Below are 25,804 nucleotides of genomic sequence, written 5' to 3'. Positions count from 1 at the left end.
AATACCTTAATTATTGATCAATCATGGAAATAACATTTAAAAATTTTTAATATATTAATTATCAATATATATAATATTATTATCGTTAATTTAAAATAAAACTAATTTTTTAAATTACTTTAAATATTATTAATCTTATTTTATAAATTTAAAAACACTCTATTTTAAATAAACATCGTATTTTTAGAAATTAATCTTAATACTTTAATAAACGTATATTTTCATCAATTACTAAGATACAATCACGTTAATTTAATTTTCATTAAATGAAAATTAAATTTTTTCATGCATTTACTATTGTGAAAATACATTAACAATTTAGTTTAATAAACTCATTTTAAAGTTAACAATACATATCGAGTTTTATTTATTGACATTTTATATGAGGCAAATATGAGATTTTCAAAAATGAATGGATTGGGTAACGATTTTGTCATTATAGATGCTATAACACAAAATATACATCTCACTTCTAAAAATATAAAATACCTATCAGACCGATATTATGGAATTGGATTCGATCAGTTGCTAATTGTAGAGCCTTCTTGTGATCCAAAAATAGATTTTCATTGCAGAATTTATAATGCAGATGGAACAGAAGTTAATCAATGCGGAAACGGTATTCGTTGCTTTGCGCAATTTGTTTATTTAAAAAAATTAACTAACAAACGAAATATTCACATTAGCACTCGTACTCATCATATAGTCTTATCTATAATGGATGATAATCGTATATCTGTTAATATGGGTCTACCGATATTTGATCCAAAACTTATTCCATTTTATGCAACACAATATCAAAAAACTTATATTTTATTTTTACCTACACAAACAATATTATGCGGTATAGTATCTATGGGTAATCCTCATTGCGTCGTTTTAGTTGAAACAATAGAAACCGTTCAAGTTAATTCATTAGGATTAACATTAAAAAATCATCATTGTTTTCCAGAGCAAGCTAATGTAAGTTTTATGCAGGTTATTGATCGTAATAACATCCGATTACGAGTGTATGAACGAGGCGTAGGAGAAACTCAAGCCTGCGGCACTGCTGCCTGTGCGGCTGTAGCGATAGGCATTCAGCAAGAACTGTTATATGAAACAGTAGATGTACTATTACCTGGAGGAACTTTGTCTGTCAATTGGAAAGGTATAGGGTATCCATTATATATGACCGGATCAGCATCATATGTATATGATGGTGATATTGATTTATACGCTCAAAATGCTATGATATGAAATTATATCGTTTGTATACTCAAGCAATATCTTGAAAATTTCATCTATCTAAGATAGATATATAAATTTTTTAATATTTAAATTTTATTTAACGTTTAATTTTAAATACTATAGATATTGATTAATAAAAATACTAATACTTCATCAATTAATACTTTATATTGATATAAAAGGTATAATTTATGCATTTTTATCGCGTGTTACGCCCTTTTTATGCTATAACCTTAGATTTAGATAACACATTGTACAATAATTTTTCAGTCATGAATCAAGCTGAAGAAAAATCAGTATTATTTCTACAACAATATCATCCTGCGTTATCTAAAATACAAAAAATCGACTATTGCCAGACACGCAAAATACTTAAAATTTTAGAACCAGACATTTATCATGATGTAAATTATTGGCGTTGGAAATCTTTAAAAACAACTTTGCTTCAAGCAGGATTGAATAAAAATGAAGCACAAGCAGGCGCTGATCATGCTATGGAAATCATGATACATTGGCGTAATAAAATTGATATACCTCTTAGCACTCATAGCACGCTGTCTGCATTAAACTCTAAATGGCCATTAATTGCAATTACTAATGGAAATGCAAATCCTGTTGCCTGTGGACTACAACCATATTTTCAATATACACTACGTGCCGGAATTCATGGTCGCGCTAAGCCATACACAGATATGTATTATTTAGCTTCAAAATATTTTGGATTACCTTGTAAAAATATTTTACATGTAGGAGATGACTTACAAACAGATGTGAAAGGAGCAATCTACTCTGGAATGCAAGCATGTTGGATTAATCAATACAACACAGATCAATTGTACTCAATAGATATAAAATTATCGCCACATTTGAAAATTTCAAAGTTAATATCATTAACATACTTACTATAACATTAATAACTATATCAATAACATATTTCATCATGATTATTATGCACATATATTTCAGTATTTTATGAATATTTCTAATATTTTCAGCTAATTAAATGATAAATAAAAAATCGGTAACTTCTAACGACAAGAACATATTAGTATTATCTAGAGCTGAAAACGGAACACTCGACATTAGTGAATCGTATTGCTTGGCTGGAATTGGTAAAATACACACCATGGGTCAATTATGATGATCACTTTACAAATAAATCTTCTTTAGTAATGTGTGTAATAATAAATAAAAGCGTATTTAATCTCTAATTGGTGTTCAAAAAATGATATCCAGATTAGTACCTTTCATAGGTTAGCAAATCATTTATTACGCATTCACTATATAAATTCAAACTTACCAAAAGATTTTCAAATTCTTGATCACAATGACCAAATTCAATTTTTAAAATAATTAATACGTTTTACTTAATTTAAATGAAAAATACGGTGCGAATCAAACTATGCGCTATATTAATACAGAAAAAATAAAATTTCAGATACTCAAAAAATACTAATATCAACAATAATTTAATAAAAATGACATGGATACAGCTTTATTAGTTTTATAGTAAATAATATATATTATTGTTCTAGATTAGTAGATTTTAATGAACTATTAAAACGTGCATATATATTGCGCCTAAATTATCCAAATATTTTGCATTATTATCAAAAACGATTTATTAATATTTTTTAGTAAATGCACTTCAAGATGTTAATAAAATACAAACATGCTTAGTTATACTTATTACCAGGAAAAAACAATAATCAATCTATTTATGGTTAGAAAGGAGCGTAAAAATTAAAAATTTTTAAAGATTTTTAGCAGATTTTAAACATGTATAGGCTTATTATATCAAAACAAAATTATCGTTTTACTAACAATATTTAAAAACTACTAACGCTCTTATTTATAAAAATAACACAGCTAAAAATTTGTGAATACGTAAAACTAAAGAAGATGTAATTTCTGTTTATTGTCTTTTAATAAAACAGATGAAGCTTTATTTGTGGCAACAATCTAATAAATTGGAAAAACGTAGTGTACTCAACAAGAGCGTCAAATAATTTACCATCTCATTTACTGGAAGAAAGTCTATTGAAAATGTGCCTGACAAAATATACGGAGAAATAAAGTTTTTTAAACGTAAAAAATTAAAGACATCATAGCTTATTTAAAATTTATTATTTATTAATTAATAATAATAACATTGCTTCGTCCGAATAATTAATAACACTTAATAGAGGAATTAGACCACATACTGTAAAAATTATAAATAAATACGCTAATTTAAATCACCTAAATTTATGAGAAAACAACTTATTTGTTTCAAATAAAAAAATTATTAAAGGAAAACCTACTCTCACTCTAAACAAATTATTGTGTTGATAGATTCATTAAAATAACAAACTTTAACTACGTTACCTTTACACAAAAAATTTATTATATCACTAAGCAAATAGGATTATAGAGTACATATAAACACATCGACATCAACATATTATGAGCATAAATGTAATATCCAATAACGATTACAATGAGCAAATAATATAATATTTCATTAGAATCAACAACAAATATATCTTCATTACAACAATTTTGTCATATATTTCTATATAATTCGAAGAAATTTATTTAATTCATATTCAGATGCAGTGCAATTAATAATGCTACATGCTGCAAAAAATTAAAATTCTCTCAGATATTTATTGTAGGATTAAAAGACAGAATTTGTTCAAATTATATTGCTTTGGCTAATAAATAACTGTTAGAAGAAGAACGTAGATTAATTTATGTTGGCATCACACACGCTATATATAAATTAACAATTAGTTATTTAGAAACTCATCATATCTATGAAAAACAATAATTCAATCACCGTCTAGATTTGTTAACTAACTACCAAATAGATTGTTTAGAAGTGTCTCAATATTTCTTTATTAAGAATACGTGCTACTACTTTTATAAATTTATATTTTTGTTGTACTAAATTTTCTGAAAGTTAATATCCTAATTTTATTAGATTATTATATAATACAAACATATCTATATTTTTTCATTTTTATTAAAACCTAAAATATTGACAATCTTTTTATACTTAAGAATAACCATACACGCATATAATCTATGTGAATTAGATTTATAATACTTTCATATAATGAAAATATTTACTGAATATTTAATTAAAAACTATCATGATAATTATATTTGCAATCAAATATATAAGTTTCTACAAGTTATTTACATCATTAAATATATTTGATACGTAATACCCAATAATAGTTTTGTAATTATTCTGTTATATAATACGTCATTACCAGAAATTATATAGAAAAAGGGATAACCATTTAATTATCTAATTTTAACTATTATAATTTAATGTGTTCTTTTTGCATCCGTTAAGGAAAAAATGATATATGTTTAACGTATTTCAATTAAAAGATAATCATTTACTCCGTGTTCATGAAAAAGAAAAAATATCATTTTTAAACAATATTATTTGGGTAGACGTAATAAATCCAAATAACGATGAATACGATTATATACAAAATATGTTGCTGCACCAAAAAATAAATTTTTTTGAACTAAAAGATATTAACAAAACCATACGGTTTTTTAAAGATAAAAATGGACTACATATTCGTTCCTTTTTCTTGTCATATAATGAAAAAGAACAAATAAATAACTCTATTGTATCCTTTACTATATATAATGGATGTCTATTTACTTCACGAAAAGAAGAATTTCCAGTATTTTATACATATCAACAGTATGTACACAATCGTTTATTAATAGATGGAAATGCCTATGAATTACTATTAAATTTATTTGAAGCAAAAATTGATGATCTAGCAAATAAAATTGAACATATTTACTTCTCTTTAGAAACATTAAGTTTTGTCATTATGAATGGGCAACAAATTGATGAATATGACCATGCGCTTTCTGATTTAGCTATATTAGAAAACACAGGGTGGAAAATTCGTGTGAATTTATTAGATTCTGAAAGAGCAATAAAATTTTTAATACGCAAAGTACAGTTGCCAATAGCGCAACGACAATATGCTAACGAAATTTTAAATGATATTGCATTATTATTACCTCATAATGAATATGTATTTCATCAGATCAGTTCTCTAACTCAATCAGCAATGGGATTTATTAATATTGAACAAAATAGAATTATAAAAATTTTTTCAGTAGTTTTTTTACCCCCTACTTTAATAGCATCTAGCTATGGAATGAATTTTGAATTTATGCCAGAACTGCAGTGGTCATTTGGTTACCCTGGTGCTATTATCTTGATGATTTTAGCAGGATTAGCCCCATATATCTATTTTAAATACAAAAATTGGTTATAAATAATTGACAAATATAATAGTACTATTGATAGCACCTTACAAATAAATACTAATCTAATAAACTTAAATATTTTTAGAATACGCGCCTTCACAACATAACATTATGTTAAAAATAACAATGTTATCAAAAATAATGTTCATAATAAATTAATACTCAAATAACATCTATATATCAAATTTTTATTTGATATCATATTATAATTATTGGTGTATAATTATTTTTAATATTATAAATTTTAATAACACAATAAGGCGAGGTAAATAAATGTTTCGCATCGTTGCGTCTGATTTAGATGGCACCCTGCTAACACCAAATCACCGATTAACACCTTTTGCCAAAAAGATTCTGCAACTACTAACTAATTATAAAATTCATTTTATTTTTGCTACCGGCCGACATCACACAAATGTCATAGACATCCGTGATAACTTAAAAATTAATGCCTATATGATTACTTCTAATGGAGCTAGAATACATAATGCTGATGGAAAATTAATCGCCTCTTATAATTTAGAGACAGAAATTGTGTCTAGCCTACTAGATATAGTGCATTATGATTCTGAAATCATTACTAATGTTTTCCACAACGATCAATGGCTAATCAATCGATCAATGTCGAATCAAAATTGTTTTACTAACGGATACGAATCTAATTATTATGTTTACCAAAAAAGTGCATTATCTTTAGATAAGATTTGTAAAGTATATTTTACCAGTGATAATTACCAACGGTTGTTATCTTTAGAAAAAAAATTAAATGAGCGATGGAATCATCATGTTAATATTAGTTTTTCACTTCCAACATGTCTTGAAGTAATGCCGGGTGGAGTTTCTAAAGGCCATGCTTTAGAGAAAGTAGTTAAATCACTAGGATATCAACTTAAAGATTGTATTTCATTTGGCGATGGAATGAATGACCAAGAAATGTTATCGATGACAGGGAAAGGATGCATAATGAGTAATGCACAACAACGACTAAAAGATGCGCTGCCATTACTAGAAATTATTGGAAGTAACAAAGATGATGCAGTTCCTCATTATTTAAAACATATTTATCTCAATAAGATACCTAATTTATCTTTAATAAAATAGTTATTTTAATCAATATTTCACGAAAACTTATAGAGTTACATCTTTTACATTATAAAATGTCACTAATATGCTTGATCTATATCAAATATAAACGATCCTATGTCTATATTAACAAATACTCACTATATTCTTTAGTTTAAATAGCATTTAATATTAAAATTATAATTATGGTTTCATTAATTAATAAGCTTATACAAATATTTTTACCAAAAATATTTGTATAAAATACCCAACTATTATTTGTATATCATGTTTATAATACACATTATAATGTGTATTCTATCAAAAATTGATTTAAGGTGTAAAATTGTAAGTTTTATATAAAAACTATTATTTTAGATACTTTACCTCAATGAAATATTTATTATTTAAAAAATAAATATTTTATAAATATAGCAAAATTAAATTGACAAAATCTGGTTCTACTTAACTTTTAAAAATTTTATTATCAATTCAAAGTAATTTATAAAAGATTAAACCAATACTAAAGAACATTGCAATCTGATTATATAGTACACAATAATTCTAACGATTATGTACATAAATAACTATGTATTCCATCAAGTAACATTTGAGTGGAAATCATTACTAATAATAAGCCCATTAATCTCTCCAAAGCACTGATACCTTTGCTTCCTAATAAACGAGAAAATATATTAGATAGCATCAAAATTAACATGGATAACCCCCAAGCAAAAATTAATGACAAAATTAACAAATCAATTTGCTGAGGATATTGGTGAGACAGCAACAATAATGTTGCTAAAATTGAAGGACCTGCAACTAAAGGAATAGCAAGTGGAACTAAAAAGGGTTCTTCTCCCTCTGAAACACCAGTATTATTTCCATCTTCTGAAGGAAATATCATTTTTATAGCAATTAAAAATAAAACAATACCCCCAGAAATTGAAACTGTTTCTGTGTGCAAATTCAGAAAAACTAAAATATGTTCCCCAACAAATAAAAACCCTAACATTAATAATAAAGCAATTACCATCTCTCGAATTATTATAATTTGACGCCGTTTTGGCTCTAAATCTTTTAATATCGACATAAAAATTGGTAAATTTCCAATAGGATCCATAATTAAAAATAATAAAACTGTGGCTGATATCATTTCATTCATTATTATTTTCCTAACAGTTATTTATATTTTATATACATCACGATTTTTATAAAGTACATTACAATATCGTCATACATGTATCATCATTATACTGAATTATTCATGGCGTATGCTTGTATAGACTATGTACAAACAATTTTTATAATATACAGCATATTTTTAATAAATGTTCAATATCTTACAATACTTACAATACTTACAATACTTACAATACTTACAATACATATATTTTAATAACAACACTTATAATAATCGAGAGACTAAACGATGAAAAATGTTGGGTTTGTTGGTTGGAGAGGCATGGTAGGTTCAGTATTAATGAATCGTATGAAAGAAGAGCATGATTTTAGCTATTTTCACTCAACGTTCCTTTCTACGTCCCAAATAGGAACCCATGCTCCAATCATTCCGGGAAAACAGGAACCATTCTTACAAGATGCTTATAATATAGAGCTTCTTAACTCCTTAGATATTATCATTACATGTCAAGGTAGCGCATATACTAATATTATTTATCCAAAATTAAGAAAAAATAGATGGGAAGGATATTGGATTGATAGTGCTTCATCTTTAAGAATGAATGATGATGCAATTATTATTTTAGATCCTGTCAATCAATTATTCATAGAGCAAAGTCTAAATAATGGCATTAAAACATTTATAGGTGGAAATTGCACTGTAAGTTTAATGTTAATGTCTTTAGGTGGATTATTTTCTCAAAATTTAATTGAATGGGTTTTTGCATCCACCTATCAAGCAGCTTCTGGATATGGAGCGCGCGCCATGCGTGAACTATTAATACAAATGGGTCAAGTATACAATACAGTAACTGACTGCTTAACATCCTCTACGACTACTATTCTAGATATTGAACATACAATTACTAAATTTAGCAGAACTGATTCGTTATTAGTAGATTGCTTTAAAGTTCCTTTAGTGGGGAATGTTATTCCATGGATTGGTAATTACATGTGCGCCGGTCAAACTCAAGAAGAATGGAAAGGTCAAGCAGAAACTAATAAAATTCTCAATACTTCTGAAAATATAACAGTAGATAGTTTATGCGTGCGTGTTGGATCATTACGTTGTCATAGTCAAGCATTTGTCTTGAAACTTAAAAAGGATCTGTGTCTTTCAGAAATAGAAGAATTAATTCAGTCCCATAATGAATGGGTGGAAGTTATTCCAAATAATATGAAACAATCACTAGAAAATTTAACTCCTATTATGGTATCTGGAACGCTCAAAATACCAATCGGTCGATTACGCAAACTACAACATACAGGCAACAAATATATTTCAGCTTTTAGCGTTGGCGATCAATTGCTTTGGGGAGCAGCAGAACCATTAAGAAGGATGTTACGTCAGCTACTATAAGTTTGTCTCAAAGTTGCTCTATCATGTACAATCATAGCATGATGTTAATATTAAAAATGAATTAAAATAAAAATATACTATAAGTATTAAAATTCTAAATAGACCAGTTTATTATAATCAACATCACAACTACCACAGTTAAATCTTTTTTAAATTAAACAATACAACACTTATATTTAGTAATAAGAATGTATATCATGCTGATGCTGGGTAATATCTAGCACTCCTTTTAATTCTGGAAATAAGTTCTTTAAAGTGGTTTCTATACCTTCTTTTATAGTGTAGCTAGCCATGGCACATCCATTACATCCGCCATAAAATTTAATGACAACTAACAAATCTTTAGTGATACGTACCAAAGATACACTACCGCCATGCATCTCTAATTGCGGATTAATTCTAAATTGTAATATATGTCTTACTTTATCTTCTAATGAATCATTACTCATACTTTCTTCTGTATTATTGTATTTTTTAGTAGCATTAGGAGCCATAATAGTAAGCTGATGGCCTAACTCATTAACTATAACATCAATTCGTGCATCCTTAAGAAAAGAGACACACAATTGATCTACATGTATAGAAAAAAATTCAAATTCAATGATAACATCACTAGATTTAAATTCTTCTGGCGAACAAAAACAAATACCACATTTTGCATGAACAGTTCCCGGATCAACTACAAACACTCGTATTTGAGTACCTGGTTTTTTGTTCTCTAAAATCCTAACAAAATGTTCTTGTGCGCCAATAGTTACATTAATCATTTTATGATGTACACCAAAAGTATTTATCATAAACAATACTAAAAATTTTTATTTTTATATACAAAACCATTTGCATTTAAGTTTATATGTATTTTAAATATATTAAATATATACTTTATATATTTAATATCAACTGAAAATTTCAAACCACATAGATGAATTTTTTAAATTATCCCAATAAATTCACTCCAAAGTATCGAGTCATCCAAAGACAAGAAACTCATATAAATTTTGTAATTATCAACAATATATATTTGTCCATTTGATACTTTAAGATAATTTACTATCCATCAAAACAAACAAAAATAAAGTACAATTATACTTTTTGCTGTCTAAATTATTAGCCAATATAAAACATAAACAATAACAGTCAAAAAATTTATAAAATATTAAGTTTATCAATATAAAATTTGTAATTTTTGTTTTTACTACAAATAATAATTTTTACTAACATAAGAATGCTATATAAACACCGCACATTATAAATTTCTTTCTAGAAAAATCAATTAATTTCAAATAAACATTGATTTATACCACAATATATAATTAACGCAAATTAAAAAATAGATTGTAATGGTAAATTTTAGTCTTTAAAGAAGCTAATTACGTCCTGTTTGATTCGTCTCAAGTAGAGTACTCTTACTTTTTGAGTAAGAGTACTCTACTTGAGACGTTTAAAAATTATCTAATTATTAGAACTATATATTTTACGATTCTAAATGCACTAAACTAATGCTAAAGACATATAGTATGCAAATAATTTTCACTTTTTACATATTTAATTTAAATAAAGATATATGCTTGCGACTTATATTTGTAACGATATATAGGCTGATAATTAATACTTATTTTCATATTGTATAATAACCAAATAAACACAGTCCCAATAAGCTCAATTATCGATTATTAAATTAGTTATAAGCTATGGAAATATATATAATATTTTTTAAGTATATCATTTATCTCCATACAACATAATACAATCCGTTTATATTTCTAACATATTAAATACAATAATTACTAATTTAAATCAAAATTATCTTTGTAAGAAATTGACATAATCTTGTACATACACGTATAAAACTAAATAAAAATAGCATTTATTTTTAGATGTATAATACATCTGTCGATATAGAACTAAATTAAATATATACTTGTATTGATATATATCCATATACTTATCATTAATTATAATTATATACTATAATAAATAAGTTTCTCATTGTATCTGAATAAAAATTTGTATTACAATAATAGCATGTTATTATACATTAAACAATTAACAAAATTATTATAATCAGTGTATTATCATACACCAAACATATATTTATAAAAACACAAATAAAAAGTATTTCTTATTTTATATTGTATACCTCTAAATTAATTTAATTGGATCTTCATAAAAACGATGAAATATATACGATGAAGAAGTTATTTTCATATAATAATAATAATAATATATTAAAAAGACATAATATTTTTTTAATTGGGCCTATGGGAGCCGGAAAAAGTACCATTGGCCGTCAATTAGCAAATCAATTAAATATGGAATTCTTTGACTCTGACCAAGAAATTGAAACTCGTACTGGTGCAAATATTAGTTGGGTTTTTGATGTAGAGGGAGAATCTAGATTCCGAGATCGTGAAGAAAAAATTATTGATGAACTAACAAAAAAACAGGGAATTATATTAGCTACTGGAGGTGGTTCGATTAAATCTAACATAACACGAAATAATCTTTCTACTCGTGGGTTGGTAATATACCTGACAACAACTATTGAAAAACAATTGATTCGAACACAACATGATAAAAGACGCCCATTACTAAGATCATCTTCAATATCAGGAAATGTTCGTGAATTATTAGAAATTTTAGCTAAAGAACGAAATCCACTATACGAAGAAATTGCAGACATAAGAATATCTACTGATGAACAAAATATTAGAATCGTTGTTAATAAAATCATTATTTTTCGTAACCAAAATGCCATATAACACCTAAAATCATATATTAGTTATTCTTTATTAAAAATTATCATAATTTATTATGGAAAAAATTATCATAAAATTGCATCAACGAAGCTATCCAGTTATCATATCAGATAAATTATTCGATCATTTTTCATCTTTTTGGTCACTACAAGCTGGCGATAAAGTAGTGTTAATAACTAATGATCGAGTAGCGCCAATTTACTTAAATATATTATGTAATCTACTAAATCATGCAGGTATTGTTACTGATCAATTAATTTTGCCAGACGGAGAACAAAATAAAACTTTAATAACATTAAATAAAATATTCACTAAATTGTTAACACAACATTACGATCGTAGCACAATACTTATTGCACTTGGTGGCGGCGTAATTGGAGATATTACTGGATTTGCAGCTGCTACATACCAGCGTGGGATACGTTTTATTCAAGTCCCGACAACGTTGCTTGCGCAAGTAGATGCATCTATTGGCGGAAAAACCGGGGTCAACCATGTGCTCGGAAAAAACATGATCGGTGCTTTTCATCAACCTAATGCTGTCATTATTAATTTAGATGTCTTGAACACATTAACTGTAAAAGAATTTTCTTCTGGATTAGCTGAAATCATTAAGTATGCTATTGCTCTTGATTCCGATTTTTTTAATTGGTTGGAATCTAATTTAGATGATTTATTAGTTTTAAATGCACCATCTCTGATGTATTGTATTCGTCGTTGTTGCGAATTAAAAGCGTCTATAATTTCCATTGATGAATACGATCAAGGTATTAGAAGCTCACTTAATCTTGGACATACTTATGGTCATGCAATTGAATCATACTTAAATTATACACAATGGTCTCACGGTGAAGCTGTAGCTGCAGGAATCATGATAGCAACAAATACTGCTTTACGTTTAAGACAACTTAGTTATAACGCCGCAGAACGTATAAAACAGTTATTAATTCGTGCTAGACTGCCTATACATGGCCCAAAAGAAATGACACCCAAAAATTATTTAAAATATATGACACGCGACAAAAAATCAATATCAAGACAACTTAATTTAGTTTTACCTGTCTCCATCGGGTGTGTAAGGACTATTTCTAATGTAAATCATGAATTAGTATCTCTATCTATTGAAGACACTTATAACTAAAACTATGCCAGAAAATAGTAAAACACATGGTTTTATTATATGTTTTACTATTTTTATCGAATTATTTCTAACTGTTATAAGTTTAAATTTATAATATAGCTCCAATATAAATAAAGTGAAAACTACAACTAAATCAATTTAATACTATCAGTTATATAGACATATTCAATCTTATTTAAAAACAAAATTTTTATCTTTCCTTACATAGCACATAAATATGTATAAAGAAACTGTTAACATACAGATAGTAATATTACTTCAATCAGAAGTGGATTGTTATTTAGTTTATTTAAAATAAAAATTAATAAATATTAAAATTTATTTATTTAAATTAATTAATATTTGTAGCACGACAATTTTAATTGGAAATCTTAATGAAACGTTTTTTAATAGCTCCATCGATTTTATCAGCTAATTTTGCTAAATTGGGAGAAGATGTAACTAACGTCATATCTGCTGGCGCAGATTTGTTACATTTTGATGTTATGGATAATCATTATGTTCCTAATTTAAGCATAGGATCCATGGTATTACAATCACTACGTAGTTATGGAATTAGTATCCCTATTGATGTTCATTTAATGGCTAAACCAATAGATCAATTAATATTAGATTTTGCTTCCGTTGGAGCAACGCATATTAGTTTTCATCCAGAAGCAACAAAACATGTTGACCGATCATTACAATTAATTAGGGAACATGGTTGTAAAGCAGGCTTAGTTTTCAACCCTAGCACTACTCTCAGTTATTTGGAATATGTAATGCATAAAATTGATATCATTATATTAATGTCAGTCAACCCTGGATTTAGCGGACAATCATTTATTCCTACAATTTTAAATAAAATAAACCAAACACGTAAATTAATAGACCATACCAACTATAATATTGATTTAGCAGTAGATGGAGGAATTAACATAAAAAACATACGTTCAATTTTAGAAGCTGGCGCAAACACATTCATTATGGGATCGGCTATTTTTGGGTCTTCAAATTATTACGAAACCATACATAGTATTCGTTCTATTTTATCAAATCAATAATAAAAACACTGACTATATTATTTTATTAAAAAATTAAAAGAAAATATCGTATATCTTAAATAGCTCCTCTATTTAAGATGGAGATTGTTTGATGCTACAATACTAATAAGATAATCTTACGTTAAAATCACACTTTTCATATAACTACAAAACTGTATAATATCTTATTATAGTACGTAAGTCTTAATATAATAAGATATTTTATCTATTTTTACTTTAGAACTATGGAAAATAGACATATAAATAAACCCATTGTGTTTAGTGGAGCTCAACCATCAGGTCAACTTACCATTGGAAACTACATTGGCGCAATACGTCAATGGGTAAAAATGCAACATGATTATCAATGCATATTTTGCATAGTAGATTTACATTCAGCTACAAACTGTAATAATTTACATCAGTTAAATAAGGCGTCGTTAGATACATTAGCTTTATATTTAGCATGCGGTATTGACCCAAATAATAGTACTATATTTATTCAGTCCCACGTTCCAGAACATAGTCAATTAAACTGGTTATTGAATTGTTATACATATTTTGGAGAACTAAATCGTATGAATCAATTTAAAGAAAAATTAGCACAACAAAAAGACAGTGTTAATATCGGTTTATTTAACTATCCAGTACTAATGGCATCAGATATTCTATTGTATCAAACTAATTTAGTTCCAGTAGGATCAGACCAAAAACAACATTTAGAATTAACACGTAATATTGCTAAACGTTTTAATTATAAATATGGTACAATCTTTGTAATTCCAGAAATATTTATTCCTACATATGGTTCTCGTATCATGTCTTTATTAGAGCCAAATAAAAAAATGTCTAAATCAGATTATAATTCTAACAATGTTATTACTCTTTTAGATAATATTAATACAGTATCAGAAAAAATTAGACATGCTGTTACTGATACTGATAACCCTCCAGTAATCAAATATGATCCCATTAACAAACCTGGAATTTCTAATTTATTAGAAATTCTTTCTGGAATAAATGAACAACCAATAAAATATTTAGAAGAATTGTTCAAAAAGAAAACATATCTTTATTTTAAGAATGAAATTATTCAATCAATATCATCGATGTTGATAAAACTACAAAGTCGTTATTATACTGAACGTATCAATGAAAACAAATTACGTCATATACTATATATGGGGGCAAAAAAAGCAAAAAAGCAAGCCAATATTATTTTAAAAAGAGTACATAAAGCAATGGGATTTACTCAATGTTAATTGATGAACAATTAATTTCGCTATTTAATAAAATTATTATTTTTATAACAAAATACCAAAATTTTATTTAGATGGATACTCCAAGCGCACATAAGATTACCAATCTAATGTGCCACATTAGTTATAAAATATAAATACAATAAAAATTATTACATGTAATTAATTATAAATTAAATATCATGATAAATTCATAATGAATAAAATTCTTATTATTGATAATTACGATTCCTTTACTTGGAATCTTTACCAATACTTTCGAGAAATGGGCGGTATAGTAGAAGTTAGAAGACACGACACTTTAAGCGTCATAGATATTGAACAATTATCGCCCGAACGTTTAGTTATTTCTCCTGGACCTGGTACTCCAGATGATGCTGGTATTTCTTTAGAGGCAATTTGTTATTTTTATAATAAATTGCCTATTCTTGGAGTGTGCCTTGGTCATCAAGCCATAGCTCAATTTTTCGGAGCTAAGTTAAAATCTGCACAAAAAATAATGCATGGCAAAACATCTTTAATTCACCATAACGAAAGTGGGATATTTACCAAGGTGATACAACCTTTAAAAGTAGTTCGATATCATTCCTTAGTAATTGATTCAAATACTATCCCAAGTTGCTTAGAGATAACCGCATGGAGTAACAGTAACACACATACCGATTATAATAATAACCAATATGATCAATATAGTAGCGAAATCATGGGCATACGTCATTGTAAATTAGCTATAGAAGGCGTACAGTTTCATCCAGAAAGTATATTAAGCGAACAAGGACATCATATTTTAGCCAACTTCATGAAGTATTAAATTAAAAATTAAGTAAATTTATTAAAACCAAAACTTAAAAATAATTTATATAACAAATGTTATATTTATTATATAATTTAAGTAATTATTCTACTTATTATTAAATTTGTATAAAATAACTAATTATCAATTATTAAAAATTAATATGTCATTTTATGCATAATTATATACTAAAATTTTTAACTAATTTTATAGTTTTACAAAAACTCGCATTATTATAACCATAAAATAAATTATAAATGTAATAAATATATCTTTTCACTTGGTCACTACTATATAAATAAAATATTTTTTATCATCAGTTTATTCGAAATTTCAGCGTGAATTTATCTCTGTTCTAGTTAATAATACGTATAGATATCAATCCTACACATCTTATAGTAGCACAACAACAATTTTGATATTACGTAAAATGCACGACAATGCATACATTATTACATCAATCATAGAATATCACAACATAGTAATTAACTTTTAAATCTTACTTTTTATTAATCGTTCATGATGCTAAAAAAGATCAAAACAGCTTTTAATTGAATTAATATACGTTTTATGCTATACTGCATAGCATTTTATTGAACTATTTTATACTGTATATAATTTATGTATTTTAGACTAAATTTTACTTAAATATCGTCAATTACGTTTAACCTCAACGTTAAATTTATTAATGAAAAAATTAGTAATTGTAATCTATACACATTGAACTAATTATTAAGCATCATATATAAAACCAATATTCTCAAGATATTAAGTATTAAACAATAACAAAACATATCAATTACTAATTGCAATAGAATAAAGTGTATTCACATATAATACGTAATATTCTGATAAAAAATATTATTAAAGTTTAATAGTAATTTATATATATAAATATAAAATTGTGTAAAATAACAAAATATAACTAAAATAAATCAAAAAGTAAATTTTTAATAATCAATATTTTATATAATCAAATAGAAATCAACAATTTTAAATATTAATTTAAAAAATTTAGATTTAAAATTATCAATTATAGTATAAATTATGTTACTTAATTCGTATCTATCTATATTAAAATAATCAATGTTTATTTTTCAAGATCTTATTTTTACTATTATGACTTATAAAATTTTTTAATAAAATCACACTTATATAAAATGCTCAAAATAACCTTATAATTAAAAGTATTACATATATAAACAACCATATTTTACACATATTAATTTATTAATAAACTAATATTTAATTTTAATAATTAAATATAATAAAAACTAATAATCATGCAATATACTACCATCACATTAAAATAAAAATTATCTTTAAAAAGGTAAAAGTTATGAAATCATTATTCGTCAAATTTATTTTGTTTATTTCTATTGTTTCCCTTGCCCTAACCGGTATTATCTACTAACCTCAAAAAAGCGAGTTTCTCAATATATAACGCACTTCGAATCACATATATCCATATATTCAATATGAATTAATTTGCTTTTCGTTTTATATAAATAGATAAAAATTAAAAAACTGCAAATTATTAAATCTACTAATTACTATCTATATTATAGCTATAATGATACGATACAGAAAAAATAATAGGATAATTCAATATCTTTTTTCTTAAATAAAAATAGTTTGTTTAAAATAAAATATAATAATATTGGAGTAAAATGTTATACTATCTCACTAGTCCATATAATTAAATAGATTTATTATTACTATCGATACTAATATTTTATCTTCTACTTATTACAAATAATGAAAATCATTATACGTTAGTTTCTCAACAATTAAATTGCAAAAATAATTGTGTTGTTATATATTTTCATATTTAAATGATTCTATATTTAGATATTAAACTAAATGAATAATCATAACAGGTATGATATAATTCCGATTGGATTGGTAATGTAGAAATAACAGCACCGTGCGTTGTTATTTACGTTTAAATAACATTTAAGTTGTATATATTTAAAATAATTTCAGTCATAAAATATCGGAGATTGTGACAATGACAACGGTTAACCAGCTTGTTCGTAATGCGCGCACCGCAAAAACTTTTAAAAGTAACGTGCCAGCATTAGAATCTTGTCCACAAAAAAGGGGAGTATGTATGCGCGTTTACACTACTACCCCAAAAAAGCCAAATTCCGCATTACGGAAAGTATGTCGTGTTCGTTTGACTAACGGATTAGAAGTGACTTCCTACATTGGAGGAGAAGGTCATAATTTACAGGAACATGCTTCAATTTTAATTCGAGGTGGTCGTGTAAAAGATTTACCAGGTGTCCGATATCATGTCATCCGTGGCGCACTCGACTGTGCAGGAGTCAACGCCCGTAAGCAAAGTCGTTCCAAATATGGAACAAAAAAACCAAAATAATAATATTACCGAAAGATATAATGGCTCTCTTTTTTACTTTTGATTTAAATAAAATTTCAAACATAAGGTGTAATTAGTTAACCGTGATTATAATCACATAACAATTAATTTTATATTTAAATATCATATCAATGAATTAACGAGGAATTATAATTCATGCCACGCCGTCGCGTCATTATAAAACGAAATATTCTTCCAGATCCAAAATTTGGATCTGATCTATTAGCAAAATTTATTAATCTATTAATGTTAAACGGAAAAAAATCTATTGCAGAAACAATAGTATATTCCGCTTTAAATATTCTATTCAAGCAATCCAATAAAGATTGTCTAGAAACATTCGAAACAGCTATAAATAATGTACGTCCAATTGTAGAAGTAAAATCTAGACGTGTTGGAGGTTCTACCTATCAAGTACCAGTAGAAGTACGTCTTATACGTAGAAATACTTTAGCAATGCGATGGATTATTGACGCTGCTCGTAAAAGAAATGATCAATCTATGGAATTACGTTTAGCAAATGAATTTTTAGATGCCACAGAAGGAAAAGGAAATGCTGTTAAAAAACGTGAAGAAATACATCGTATTGCAGAATCTAATAAAGCTTTTGCTCATTATCGTTGGTAATTACATCTCACAATCGCACCAACATACACAAAATATATGGTATCATTCAGGTTTTAAAAACTCTTAACAATTATTTAACTACTAAGTCTCGTTTATCTTAAATATATTAAATATACTAAGATAATTTAGAAACAGTATTTTACATATAACAGACATTATTGTGGGAATAATAACAAATATTATTGAGGATATTAATGACTCGTGTAACACCGATTGTACGGTATCGTAATATTGGAATAAGTGCGCATATTGATGCCGGAAAAACTACTACAACTGAACGCATTTTGTTTTATACAGGTGTAAATCATAAAATTGGAGAAGTACATACTGGTTCTGCAACTATGGACTGGATGGAACAAGAACAAGAGCGAGGAATAACAATTACTTCTGCAGCTACTACATGTTTTTGGTCAGGTATGGCTAATCAATTCGACTCACATCGTATTAATATAATAGATACTCCTGGACATGTTGATTTTACCATCGAGGTAGAACGCTCTATGCGTGTCCTTGACGGTGCAGTAATGATTTATTGTGCCGTAGGAGGAGTACAACCTCAATCTGAAACTGTATGGCGTCAAGCAAATAAATATAAAGTACCACGTATTGCGTTTGTAAATAAAATGGATCGAGTAGGCGCAGATTATCTACGAGTTGTAGAACAATTAAAAACTAGATTATTTGCAAATCCTGTACCTATTCAATTAGCTGTAGGCTCAGAAGACAAATTTACTGGAATTATCGATTTAATCAAAATGAAAGCAATTCATTGGAATGAATCTGATCAAGGCGTCACTTTTGTTTATAGCAAAATACCTGAAAATTTAATAGAACTATCAGATATATGGCATAAACATTTAATAGAATCTGCTGTTGAAGAATCTGAAGAATTAATGGATAAATATTTGTCTAACAAACATCAATTGACAGAAAAAGAAATTAAACAAGCATTACGTCAAAGAGTATTAAATAATGAAATTATACTAGTAACATGTGGATCTGCTTTTAAAAACAAAGGAGTGCAAGCAATGTTAGATGCTGTTATAGAATATTTACCATCTCCAAGTGACATAACATCTATTACAGGTGTATTAAAAGACGGATCTACTCAAATTAAACGCCACGCTAATGACAACGAACCATTTTCAGCTTTAGCATTTAAAATAGCTACTGATCCATTTGTGGGAAACTTAACTTTTTTTAGAGTGTATTCAGGGGTCGTAAGTTCCGGAGATAATGTTTTAAACCCTACAAAAGAAAAACGTGAACGATTCGGTCGCATTGTACAAATGCATGCAAATAAAAGAGAAGAAATTAAAGCTGTTCATGCAGGAGATATTGCTGCAGCTATTGGTCTAAAAGATGTTGATACTGGAGATACCTTATGTGACCCATTTTCACCAATTATCCTTGAACGTATGGAATTTCCAGAACCAGTTATTTCTGTAATGGTCGAAGCTAAAACTAAAGCAGATCAAGATAAAATGAGTTTAGCTTTAACTCGTCTAGCTCAAGAAGACCCATCATTTCGTGTATGGATCGATAAAGACTCTGGTCAGACTATTATTGCCGGAATGGGTGAATTGCATTTAGAAATTCTCGTAGAACGTATGAGGAGAGAATTTAATGTTGAAGCTAATGTAGGAAAACCTCAAGTTGCATATCGTGAAACCATTCGTACTAGTGTAACACAAGAAGGTAAATTTATTCGTCAATCAGGAGGTAGAGGTCAATTTGGTCATGTGTGGTTACGTATCGAACCTATGTATCCAAAAGAAGAAGAAGAAAATTATAAATTTTTAAACAAAATTGTAGGAGGTGCTATCCCCAAGGAATATATACCTGCTGTAGATAAAGGCGTACAAGAACAAATAAGTAATGGAATTCTTGCAGGATATCCAATTGTGAATATTTGTGTAACTATTTTTGATGGTTCTTATCACGAAGTTGATTCTTCAGAAATAGCATTTAAAATAGCAGGATCTATAGCGTTTAAAGAAGGGTTTATGAAAGCCAATCCCGTATTATTAGAGCCTATTATGCATGTAGAAATTGAAACACCCGAAGATTATATGGGAGATGTTATTGCAGATTTAAATCGTCGTCGAGGTATAATTAGTGGTTTAGAAAACTCTACCATTGGTGGAAAAATAATTTGCGCTCAAGTTCCTTTATCAGACATGTTTGGTTATGCTACTAGTCTACGTTCACAAACTCAAGGACGCGCTTGTTATTCCATGGAATTTTTAAAATATAATGAAGTACCCAATAATATAGCTCAAATTATTATAAATTCTCGTCAAACTAAGTAATAATAGTATTTATATTTAATCATTTTTAAAAAAACTATAAAAAGATTTAAGGAGTCTAGAGGTGTCCAAAGAAAAATTTAAACGCGTAAAACCACATATTAATGTAGGAACCATTGGTCATGTAGACCACGGGAAAACTACTCTAACTGCCGCTATAACTACTGTTTTGTCCAAACAGTATGGCGGCTGCGCGCGTGCTTTTGATCAAATTGACAATGCTCCAGAAGAAAAAGCGCGAGGAATTACTATAAATACTTCTCATGTCGAATATGATACTGCACATCGCCATTACGCACATGTTGACTGCCCCGGACATGCTGATTACGTAAAAAATATGATTACTGGAGCTGCACAAATGGATGGAGCAATATTAGTAGTAGCTGCCACTGATGGGCCTATGCCCCAAACCCGCGAGCATATTTTATTAGCCAGACAAGTAGGGGTCCCTCACATAATTGTATTTATGAATAAATGCGATATGGTTAATGATGAGGAATTATTAGAATTAGTTGAAATGGAAATGCGAGAATTACTATCTCAATATGATTTCCCAGGGGAAAATACACCAATTATTCGTGGATCTGCTTTAAAAGCATTAGAAGGCGAAGAAATATGGTCTAACAAGATTTTGGAATTATCAGATGTATTAGACAATTATATTCCAGAACCCGAACGGGCTGTAGATCAACCATTTTTATTACCTATTGAAGATGTATTTTCTATTTCCGGTCGAGGCACAGTCGTAACAGGCCGTATTGAACGTGGTATTATAAAAGTAGGAGAAGAAATGGAGATTGTCGGCATAAAAAATACAATAAAAACCACATGTACTGGAGTAGAAATGTTTAGAAAGTTATTAGACGAAGGACGTGCTGGAGAAAATGTTGGTATTTTGTTACGTGGTACTAAACGAGACGAAGTCGAACGTGGTCAAGTATTATCTAAGCCTGGACATATCAAACCTCATTCTCATTTTGAATCGGAAGTATATATTCTTAACAAAGATGAAGGAGGAAGACATACACCATTTTTTAAGGGTTATCGCCCCCAATTTTACTTTCGTACTACAGATGTCACTGGTGCTATTGAATTACCAGAAGGAGTAGATATGGTCATGCCTGGAGATAACATTAAAATGATTGTTACTTTAATTGCTCCAATAGCTATGAACGACGGCCTTCGGTTCGCTATTAGAGAAGGAGGCCGTACCATAGGAGCTGGTATTGTATCTAAAATTATATCTTAATTACGCAATTTGATAAATACAGTGGTAATACAGTTATATTACACAAATACAGTAATGTTTTGGTATGCATATAGAAAATAAAAATAAAAAAAAAATATATATATTGGAAGCAACTAAATGGATCAGCGTTATAGGATTAGTATTAACGTCTATCATTGGCAACTATCTATATCGTGATTATAATGCTTTCATAAGAGGTGTAGTAATTTTTATTATTATTACTATTGCTACATACATCACCTCAACTACTAAAATAGGAAAACTAATAATTATATTTGGAAATGATTCACATACTGAATTACGAAAAGTAGTATGGCCTACTTACCGGGATGGATTCAATACTACTTTAATTGTAATAGGAGTAACTATAGTTATATCATTATTGTTATGGGGATTAGATACTATTTTAGTTTATCTGATATCATTTAGTCTGAGGTTATAATATGACCGATACTTTAAAAAAAAATTGGTATGTCATTCAAGCATTTTCTGGATTTGAAAATCGCGTAGCTCATTCTTTGCGTGAGTATATTAAACTACACAAAATGGATACAATGTTTGGTGAAATCATGATCCCAACAGAAGAGGTAGTAGAAATGCGCGCTGGACAACGTAGGAAAAGCGAACGAAAATTTTTTCCTGGTTATGTATTAGTACAAATGATAATGAACGATTCTAGTTGGCATTTAGTAAAAAGTGTTCCGCGTGTTATGGGTTTCGTTGGAGGAACATGCGATAAACCTGCTCCTATTGGAGATAAAGAAGTTAATGATATTATCCATCGACTACAACAAATAGGAGATAAGCCCCGCCCCAAAACATTGTTTGAACCTGGAGAACTTATCCGAGTCAGCAATGGCCCTTTTTCTGATTTTAATGCGGTAGTAGAAGAAGTAGATTATGAAAAAAATCGTTTAAAAGTATCAGTTTCTATCTTTGGACGAGCCACTCCGGTAGAATTGGATTTTTCTCAAGTTGAAAAATCTTAATTTAAAAATCATGTATTAAAAGAGTTATACATGTAAGTATAACGATAAAAATAATTACTCTTTTTGTTTATGTTTAAATAATAAACGAATGTAAAATAAATAAAAAGAAAGTGTTGTTAATTTTATTGCTAGGGACGATTAATATGGTTAAAAAAGTACAAGCCTGTATTAAACTACAAATTTCTGCAGGAGCTGCTAATCCTAGTCCTCCTATTGGACCTGCTTTAGGCCAACAAGGAGTTAATATTATGGAATTTTGTAGAGAATTTAATACAAAAACTGAAAAACTTGAAACAGGACTACCGATTCCAGTCATCATTACCGTTTATACTGATCGTTCTTTTTCATTTATTACTAAAACCCCTCCTGCTTCAGTATTATTAAAAAAAGCTGCAAGTATTCAATCTGGATCTGAAAAGCCAAATATAATAAATATTGGTAAGGTATCGCGTACTCAAATTTATGAAATCGCAAAAATTAAAGCTGTTGATATGACAGGTTCTAATATTGAATCAATATCACGTTCTATCATAGGTACAGCTCATTCTATGGGATTAAAAGTGGAAGATTAATATGAGCAAATTAAGCAAAAGAATGCGTATAATACAGAGTTATGTAGATACATCTGTGCAGTATTCTGTGACAGATGGATTACAATTATTAAAAAAAAATACAAAAGTTAAATTTATTGAAAGTGTTGATGTCGCTATTAATTTAGGAATTGATGCACGTAAATCTGATCAAAACATACGTAGTAATGTAATTTTACCACATGGTATTGGCCGTGATGTTCGCATTGCTGTTTTTACACAAGGAGATAATATTTTATTAGCCAAAAATGCTGGAGCTGATTTAGTTGGATTAGATGATTTATCTGATGAAATAAAAACAGGAAAGTACCGATTAGATGTAGTTATTGCATCTCCTGACGTAATGCATGTAGTAAGTAAATTGGGTCCCATTTTAGGACCAAAAGGTTTAATGCCAAATCTTAAAATGGGTACTATATCTAATAATGTGGAAGAATCAGTTAAAAATATTAAATTAGGACAGATACGTTATAAAAATGACAAACATGGCATTATTCATTCCACCATTGGTAGAATTAATTTTGATACCATAAAACTTAAGGAGAATTTAGAAGCATTAATAGTATCTTTAAGACAAGTCAAGCCAGTAATATTTAAAGGAACATACATAAAAAAGATAACTCTTTCTACCACTATGGGTAGGTCTGTATCTATTGATCAAAATACTCTATTTATTACACATTAACTATGATATTAATGCGTTTTTATTAATAGATTCTTTACATGATTTAGAAATTAGTCTAAACTCTGTCAAGTTAGAGTATTTGTAATTGTAGTATTAAATATATTAAATATGCGGTATAGTATTTATAAGGTAATTATCGTTACCAATTGATGCAATTAAAATAATACGATTGCTTGCTCATCTTATAAAGAAGATAATTTTCTTGCAAAAATATTTCATTTAGCATTTTAATACCGTAATCTTTAATATATTGATGTATATGCTTTAACTTAATGTTCCAATACATAATAAATACATATTAAATCAAATCAAGGCGTTGTTTTATGGTATTAAACCTACAAAAAAAAGAAGAAATTGTTTGTAAGATACACGAAACAGCTAAAAAATCTTTATCAGCAGTAGTAGCTTCTCTAGATGGTGTTACTGTAAATGAAGTAACCAAATTGCGAAAAGAAGCGCGTAATCTTAAAGTCTACATACATGTAGTTCGCAATACGTTAATGCGGAAAGTAGTAGAACATACGTCCTTATCATGTTTGCAAGATATTTTAATAGGACAAAACATTATCGCATTTTCTATGCATCAACCTCGTGATGCTGCACGTATTTTCGTAAAATTTAATAAAAATCATAAACATTTTAAAATAAAAGGCGCTGCTTTTGAGGGTAAATTTATTCCCGCATCAAAAATTAATCTATTATCTGATTTACCCAATCATGAAGAAGCTATTTCCAGATTAATGACAATTATGAAAACAAGTAGTATAGGCAATTTAATACGAGTTTTATACGTATTATCTAATCAAAAAACGAGATTATAATTTATTAAAAATATTTATACTATTTTTTAATAAATAGTAATTTGATT

23 protein-coding genes are annotated in these 25,804 nt (G+C 27.9%); 21 read left to right on the top strand and 2 right to left on the bottom strand.

The window, feature by feature from the left end; genetic code table 11:
* The first annotated feature begins 393 nt into the window (after positions 1-393).
* The 6 genes from dapF to yigL all read left to right on the top strand — a co-directional run bounded on the left by dapF (position 394) and on the right by yigL (position 6,627).
* Positions 394-1,239 carry a diaminopimelate epimerase gene (gene dapF / locus Bsans602_RS03010; RefSeq protein WP_500837038.1) on the top strand — a complete coding sequence of 282 codons (846 nt, stop codon included), beginning with the start codon at positions 394-396 and terminating at the stop codon, positions 1,237-1,239.
* A 182-nt stretch (positions 1,240-1,421) separates the two neighbouring features.
* A complete protein-coding gene (gene yigB / locus Bsans602_RS03005) occupies positions 1,422-2,138 on the top strand; it encodes a 5-amino-6-(5-phospho-D-ribitylamino)uracil phosphatase YigB (RefSeq protein ID WP_500837037.1) in 717 nt (238 codons plus the stop codon).
* A gap of 95 nt (positions 2,139-2,233) precedes the next feature.
* Entirely contained in the window at positions 2,234-2,371 is a 138-nt protein-coding gene (locus tag Bsans602_RS03000; protein ID WP_500837036.1) for a hypothetical protein, read from the top strand.
* Positions 2,372-2,418: 47 nt separating this feature from the next.
* Positions 2,419-2,583, top strand: a complete 165-nt coding sequence (locus tag Bsans602_RS02995; protein ID WP_500837404.1) for a UvrD-helicase domain-containing protein — start codon at positions 2,419-2,421, stop codon at positions 2,581-2,583.
* Positions 2,584-4,589: 2,006 nt separating this feature from the next.
* Complete coding sequence (gene corA / locus Bsans602_RS02990) at positions 4,590-5,534, top strand: magnesium/cobalt transporter CorA (RefSeq protein WP_500837035.1); 945 nt, start codon at positions 4,590-4,592, stop codon at positions 5,532-5,534.
* A gap of 265 nt (positions 5,535-5,799) precedes the next feature.
* On the top strand, positions 5,800-6,627 hold the full coding sequence (gene yigL / locus Bsans602_RS02985; protein ID WP_500837034.1) for a sugar/pyridoxal phosphate phosphatase YigL: 828 nt from the start codon (positions 5,800-5,802) through the stop codon (positions 6,625-6,627).
* Between the two features lie 532 nt (positions 6,628-7,159).
* Here the strand turns inward: yigL and Bsans602_RS02980 are convergent.
* Positions 7,160-7,753 carry a YhgN family NAAT transporter gene (locus tag Bsans602_RS02980; RefSeq protein ID WP_500837033.1) on the bottom strand — a complete coding sequence of 198 codons (594 nt, stop codon included), beginning with the start codon at positions 7,751-7,753 and terminating at the stop codon, positions 7,160-7,162.
* Between the two features lie 267 nt (positions 7,754-8,020).
* Between Bsans602_RS02980 and asd the strand changes: the two genes are divergently transcribed.
* On the top strand, positions 8,021-9,130 hold the full coding sequence (gene asd / locus Bsans602_RS02975; RefSeq protein WP_500837032.1) for an aspartate-semialdehyde dehydrogenase: 1,110 nt from the start codon (positions 8,021-8,023) through the stop codon (positions 9,128-9,130).
* 176 nt (positions 9,131-9,306) lie between these two features.
* Here the strand turns inward: asd and Bsans602_RS02970 are convergent, their stop codons facing one another.
* Positions 9,307-9,897 carry an NfuA family Fe-S biogenesis protein gene (locus Bsans602_RS02970; protein WP_500837403.1) on the bottom strand — a complete coding sequence of 197 codons (591 nt, stop codon included), beginning with the start codon at positions 9,895-9,897 and terminating at the stop codon, positions 9,307-9,309.
* 1,458 nt (positions 9,898-11,355) lie between these two features.
* On the opposite strand from Bsans602_RS02970, the gene aroK reads away from it, so the two are divergent.
* From aroK to rplJ, 14 genes are all read left to right on the top strand, one after another.
* Positions 11,356-11,892, top strand: coding sequence for a shikimate kinase AroK (gene aroK / locus Bsans602_RS02965; protein WP_500837402.1), 537 nt, complete (start codon positions 11,356-11,358; stop codon positions 11,890-11,892).
* Positions 11,893-11,944: 52 nt separating this feature from the next.
* Positions 11,945-13,030 (top strand): 3-dehydroquinate synthase, encoded by a 1,086-nt coding sequence (aroB, locus tag Bsans602_RS02960; protein ID WP_500837031.1) that lies wholly within the window; start codon positions 11,945-11,947, stop codon positions 13,028-13,030.
* 374 nt (positions 13,031-13,404) lie between these two features.
* Positions 13,405-14,073, top strand: coding sequence for a ribulose-phosphate 3-epimerase (gene rpe, locus Bsans602_RS02955; protein ID WP_500837030.1), 669 nt, complete (start codon positions 13,405-13,407; stop codon positions 14,071-14,073).
* Positions 14,074-14,312: 239 nt separating this feature from the next.
* Positions 14,313-15,314, top strand: a complete 1,002-nt coding sequence (gene trpS / locus Bsans602_RS02950) for a tryptophan--tRNA ligase (protein ID WP_500837401.1) — start codon at positions 14,313-14,315, stop codon at positions 15,312-15,314.
* A 193-nt stretch (positions 15,315-15,507) separates the two neighbouring features.
* Positions 15,508-16,122: an anthranilate synthase component II gene (locus Bsans602_RS02945; protein WP_500837029.1), complete on the top strand. Its 615-nt coding sequence runs from the start codon at positions 15,508-15,510 to the stop codon at positions 16,120-16,122.
* A 1,993-nt stretch (positions 16,123-18,115) separates the two neighbouring features.
* On the top strand, positions 18,116-18,487 hold the full coding sequence (gene rpsL / locus Bsans602_RS02940) for a 30S ribosomal protein S12 (protein WP_500837028.1): 372 nt from the start codon (positions 18,116-18,118) through the stop codon (positions 18,485-18,487).
* Between the two features lie 156 nt (positions 18,488-18,643).
* Entirely contained in the window at positions 18,644-19,114 is a 471-nt protein-coding gene (gene rpsG / locus Bsans602_RS02935; RefSeq protein WP_500837027.1) for a 30S ribosomal protein S7, read from the top strand.
* 194 nt (positions 19,115-19,308) lie between these two features.
* Positions 19,309-21,426, top strand: coding sequence for an elongation factor G (fusA, locus tag Bsans602_RS02930; RefSeq protein ID WP_500837026.1), 2,118 nt, complete (start codon positions 19,309-19,311; stop codon positions 21,424-21,426).
* Between the two features lie 61 nt (positions 21,427-21,487).
* Positions 21,488-22,672: an elongation factor Tu gene (gene tuf / locus Bsans602_RS02925; RefSeq protein WP_500837025.1), complete on the top strand. Its 1,185-nt coding sequence runs from the start codon at positions 21,488-21,490 to the stop codon at positions 22,670-22,672.
* A 64-nt stretch (positions 22,673-22,736) separates the two neighbouring features.
* The gene (gene secE, locus Bsans602_RS02920; protein ID WP_500837024.1) at positions 22,737-23,114 is read left to right on the top strand and encodes a preprotein translocase subunit SecE; all 378 of its coding nucleotides are present in this window, start codon (positions 22,737-22,739) and stop codon (positions 23,112-23,114) included.
* 1 nt (position 23,115) lies between these two features.
* On the top strand, positions 23,116-23,661 hold the full coding sequence (nusG, locus tag Bsans602_RS02915; RefSeq protein ID WP_500837023.1) for a transcription termination/antitermination protein NusG: 546 nt from the start codon (positions 23,116-23,118) through the stop codon (positions 23,659-23,661).
* Positions 23,662-23,804: 143 nt separating this feature from the next.
* Complete coding sequence (rplK, locus tag Bsans602_RS02910; protein ID WP_500837022.1) at positions 23,805-24,233, top strand: 50S ribosomal protein L11; 429 nt, start codon at positions 23,805-23,807, stop codon at positions 24,231-24,233.
* Between the two features lies 1 nt (position 24,234).
* Positions 24,235-24,936 carry a 50S ribosomal protein L1 gene (gene rplA, locus Bsans602_RS02905; RefSeq protein WP_500837021.1) on the top strand — a complete coding sequence of 234 codons (702 nt, stop codon included), beginning with the start codon at positions 24,235-24,237 and terminating at the stop codon, positions 24,934-24,936.
* A gap of 323 nt (positions 24,937-25,259) precedes the next feature.
* Positions 25,260-25,757, top strand: coding sequence for a 50S ribosomal protein L10 (gene rplJ, locus Bsans602_RS02900; RefSeq protein ID WP_500837020.1), 498 nt, complete (start codon positions 25,260-25,262; stop codon positions 25,755-25,757).
* The last annotated feature ends 47 nt before the right edge of the window (positions 25,758-25,804 follow it).

It is taken from the genome of Candidatus Blochmannia sansabeanus (nom. nud.) (assembly GCF_059935345.1).
The sequence above is the reverse complement of the archived record's forward strand: the minus strand, read 5'-3'. Positions and strand labels throughout refer to the sequence as shown.